At 74.3% G+C, this 3,963-nt stretch carries 3 protein-coding genes; 2 read left to right on the top strand and 1 reads right to left on the bottom strand.

Annotation, left to right across the window (positions count from 1 at the left end; genetic code table 11):
• On the bottom strand, positions 1 to 1,040 hold a 1,040-nt coding region (locus ABZY91_RS41620), incomplete at its 3' end, for an ALF repeat-containing protein (protein ID WP_355409403.1).
• A gap of 374 nt (positions 1,041 to 1,414) precedes the next feature.
• On the opposite strand from ABZY91_RS41620, the gene ABZY91_RS41615 reads away from it, so the two are divergent.
• Positions 1,415 to 2,950: a trypsin-like serine protease gene (locus ABZY91_RS41615; RefSeq protein WP_355409401.1), complete on the top strand. Its 1,536-nt coding sequence runs from the start codon at positions 1,415 to 1,417 to the stop codon at positions 2,948 to 2,950.
• Between the two features lie 347 nt (positions 2,951 to 3,297).
• Complete coding sequence (locus ABZY91_RS41610; protein WP_355409399.1) at positions 3,298 to 3,699, top strand: hypothetical protein; 402 nt, start codon at positions 3,298 to 3,300, stop codon at positions 3,697 to 3,699.
• Positions 3,700 to 3,963 lie beyond the last annotated feature (264 nt).

The following is a 3,963-nucleotide window of genomic DNA, read 5'->3' as shown; positions in this document are numbered from 1 at the left end:
GCCGACGCGGCTGCGGCGGCGGAGGCCGCGGAGGCCGCGGTGCGGGCCGCACTGCTGGCCGCGTTGGCTGCGGTGATCGCGGTGCGGGCGGCGGTGGCCGCGCTCTCGGCGGCGTCCGCGGCCCGGCTCGCGGCCGCCGTCGCCTTCTGGGCCGATCCCTGGGCGGCGGCGGTTTCGGCGGCGGCCCGCTGGGCCGCCTCCTTGGCGAGGCGTGCGGAGTCCACGGCGCGGCCCGAGGCCTCCTTGGCCGACGCGGTCTCCTTGGCGGCCTCGGCGCCCGCCTGGCGGGCCGCCTCGACGAGCTGTCCGACCGTCATGGCCTCCTGGTCCTGGGCACGGGCGGCGTTCTGGCCCTCGCGCAGGAACTCCCGGACCTCCGCGGGGCCGGCGTCCAGGGCGGCGCTGGCGGCCTTCCTCAGCTGGGGGCCGCCGACGTTCAGCAGCCGCAGGACGCGGACCCGGTCGTCCTCCTCCTGCGCCTTCTGCAGGTCGGTGGCGAAGAACCGGGCCGCCGCCTCCGGGGAGCCGTCGTCGAGCGCCAGCTGGCCGGCCTCCTTCACGGCGGTCCCGCCGGTGTTCATGGCCCGCAGGATGCCGACCTTGCGGTCCTCCGTGAACGGCGCCGTCCAGCCGGTCGTCAGGAAGGCACGCAGTTGCTGCGGCGTGCCGGCGAGCGCCGCCTGCGCGGCCTCCCGGACGCCGGGGCCGCTGACGTTGAGCAGGTGGAGGACGGCGAGCCTGTCGTCCTCCTCGGCCGCGATCGCGCGCCCGGTCTCCAGGAACGCGGCGATCTCGTCGTCCGATCCGGTGAGCGCCTGTCCGGCGGCGGCCCGGACCGCCTTTCCGCCCGACTTCCACTCGGCGACCGCCTGGGCCCGGGGGCCGGGGGCGGGTGGTGCGGGCGTGTCCGCCGCTGCGGTGGCGGCGGCGGACAGCGATCCCGCCGCGAGGGCGAGCACGGCGATGCCCGCCAGAAGGCGGCGCGCCGGTCCGGCGTGCGGGGACTCCTTCCGACGCCCCCGCGGTATCTGCTGTTGCATAATCCCCTCGATCCCCTCGAAATCAGTCAGTTCGTCACGAAACCGATTGGGGTGAACGACTTCCCCCCGGGGCGAATGATTTCATGACGCGTTCGACGCGCGGCGGGTTTCCGTCGAATTTGTCAGAACAATGGACGCATCCGACCCATAATTTACTATCCATCACATTGCGGACAGTCGGGGTTCGTTCAGCGGCCGAGGTGATATCAATGACCCGTCATCCCGGCAGGTCGGCGGCCGGGACGTGGTGCCGGCGCATCCGCGCGGCACCGCCCGGGCCGCCGCCGGTCGCCGTGCCGATGACGGGGAAGTCGAATTCAAGCCAGAGGGATATGGGGGGTGAGGAGCCCGAAATGAGGGTTTCTTCTCGAATAGTGGCAGCCGGCGCGGCGATCGGGATGTCGCTGCTCTACGGGGCGTTCGGCATCACACCGGCCGGCGCGACGCCCACCGCCGCCGCGCCGTTCGTCGTCGAGGACGGTTCGTATCCGGACGCGGACCGGATCCTCGCCGAGAGGGGCGTGCGGTTGAAAGCCGGCAACGGCAACATCGTGCTGGCGCCCTGTGCGCCGGGGGGCGGCCTGCTGCGGATCATGGCGCGCGGCCGGGACGACCTCTGCTTCCGTATGACGGGGGCGACCGGGTACCTGAGCCTGGAGGTCCCGCGGGTCCACGGCATCCAGAGCGACGGCGTGCGCGACGTGAGCGTCGCCATGTCCGTCGACGGTGCCGGTACCTCCTTCACCGTCGACCGGCACCTGTGGACCGCGGTCGGGGAGGCGGCGGACCCCCAGGGGCGCGCCCACACCCTGCTGGAGATCACCGCCACCGGCCCCGCGTCGCCGGGCACCGGCGCCTCGGACCGGCCGTACCTGGCCAAGCTGGGCGTCGGCAACCGCACCTGCACCGGGACGCTGGTCGACCCGTACTGGGTGCTGACCACCGCGAGCTGCTTCGCCGAGAACCCGGCGCAGTCGCTCGCGGTGCCGGCGGGTGCGCCGCAGAAGAAGACCACGGCGATCGTCGGCCGCGGTGACCTGAACGCGGCGGGCGGGCACACCTCGGAGGTGACCGAGCTGGTCCCGCACGCCGACCGGGACCTCGTGATGGCCCGTCTGGCCTCGCCCGCCACCGCCGTCGTCCCGCTCGCGGTCGCCACCGCGGCGCCGGTCCCGGGCGAGGGACTGAAGGTCGCCGGCTACGGGCGCACCAGGACCGTGTGGGCCCCCACCGCGCCCCACACCGCCACCTTCGGCGTGGGCGCCGTCGAGGCGGCCGGCATCGACCTCGCCGCCACCGCGCCCGCCGACGCCACCGTCTGCCTCGGGGACACCGGCGCGCCCGTGATCCGCGAGACGGGGGGCCAGGGCGAGCTCGTCGCCGTCACCAGCCGCTCCTGGCAGGGTGGCTGCCTCGGCGTCCCGGCCACCGAGACCCGCACCGGCGCCCACGGCACCCGCGCCGACGTCCTCGCCGACTGGGTGCGGAGCGTGCGCTGGCGCACCGCCTCCATCAAGAACGTCCACAACGGCAACTGCCTCTACGTCCCGTGGCAGACGCCGGGCGACGGCGCGAACGCTCGCCAGAGCTTCTGCGACCCCCAGTACACCGACCAGCTCTGGCGGGTGGAGAAGGTCGCGCAGGGCTACCAGGTCCGCAACACCTACAGCAACCGCTGCCTCTACGTCCCGTGGCAGACGCCCGACAACGGAGCGGCCGCCCTCCAGACGTTCTGCGACGCCCAGTTCGCCGACCAGGTCTGGCAGCTCGACAAGGTCGACCAGGGTTACCAGATCCGCAACACCCACAACAACCGCTGCCTCGTCTTCTTCGCCTGGCAGGACAGCTCCGACCCCGCCCGCGTGTACGACTGCGTGCCGTCCTACAACGACCAGGTCTGGAGGCTGTGACCCCGCAGTACCCGGGTGGCCGCCGCTGAAGCACGCCACCCCGGCCGGGCCCGGCAGCGCTCCCGCTGCCGGGCCGCGCGCGATGCGCCGGCGGTGCGGAGCCGCGGTCACGAACGGGCGGCCGGCACCCGGTCCGGGTCGTGCTCAGGCGCCGGGCTCCTCGCCGGCGACGAGAAGGCAGGCATGGTCTGAAGCGGGAGTGCTTTTACGGAGAGTGACCGGCAGACGTCCTCGACGTACGCCGTCAGGGTGAATCGGCTCCCCTGATGGGTGAGGCGGGTGCGCTTCGGAGGGTGGTCCAGGGCCCGTCCGGAGTTGGCTGGGGGCGGATTCCTGGAGGATGACCCATGGGGCGTACGACCCGGCTCGGCCATTCCACGGCCCGGTTCGCGGTCGTGGTGCTGATGGGTGTCGCACTCGCGCTCGCGCTGCTCGGCGGGGGAGCCGACAGCGGCTTCCCGGAGCGCGTGGCGAGCGGCCACTGCGCAGCCGGCCAGGAACGGCCCGCAGGTGAGGGTGGCCCTTCGACGCCGCCCGGCGCGCCCGATCCGGAGAACTGCTCCGAGCCCAGCGAACGACGCCGTGACCGGGTGGGTGTGTCGGCGGGCGTCGTCGTCCACCGGGCCGTCCGGACCGGGACGGTGGCGGCCCACGGTGACGGAGCGGCGCGGCGACCCGACGCGGGGGCGGCCCGGCCCAGGACCGGTGAAGGCGTCGGGCCCGTCCGCGAGGTGGTCCTGCGCTGCTGACGGTGCCCGGCCGGGAGGTGCCGGGACGCGTGGGCGGTGTCGCCGCCGATCGCACCGGCCCCGGCCTGCCGCGACCACCGTCCGACTCCGCACACCGCAGGAGATCCGTCATGCCGTTCGATGTCTATGCCGCGATGGGCGCGCTGGTGCGTGCCGAGGCCGTCCGCGTCCACGAACCCGTTCCCGCTCCGCCGTCCGCCGCCCGGCCCTGCGGAGCGCCCGCCGCCGCACCTGCGGGCGGGCCGTCGACCGACCCGGCGCCGG

The organism is Kitasatospora sp. NPDC002965 (genome assembly GCF_040611255.1).
GTDB lineage: Bacteria > Actinomycetota > Actinomycetes > Streptomycetales > Streptomycetaceae > Kitasatospora.
This window is presented reverse-complemented; position numbering and strand designations above follow the sequence as displayed.

What these genes read in the sequence shown, in the direction of transcription:
- ABZY91_RS41610 (WP_355409399.1), top strand. Translation starts at nt 3,298, where the DNA reads ATGGGGCGTACGACCCGGCTCGGCCATTCCACGGCCCGGTTCGCGGTC.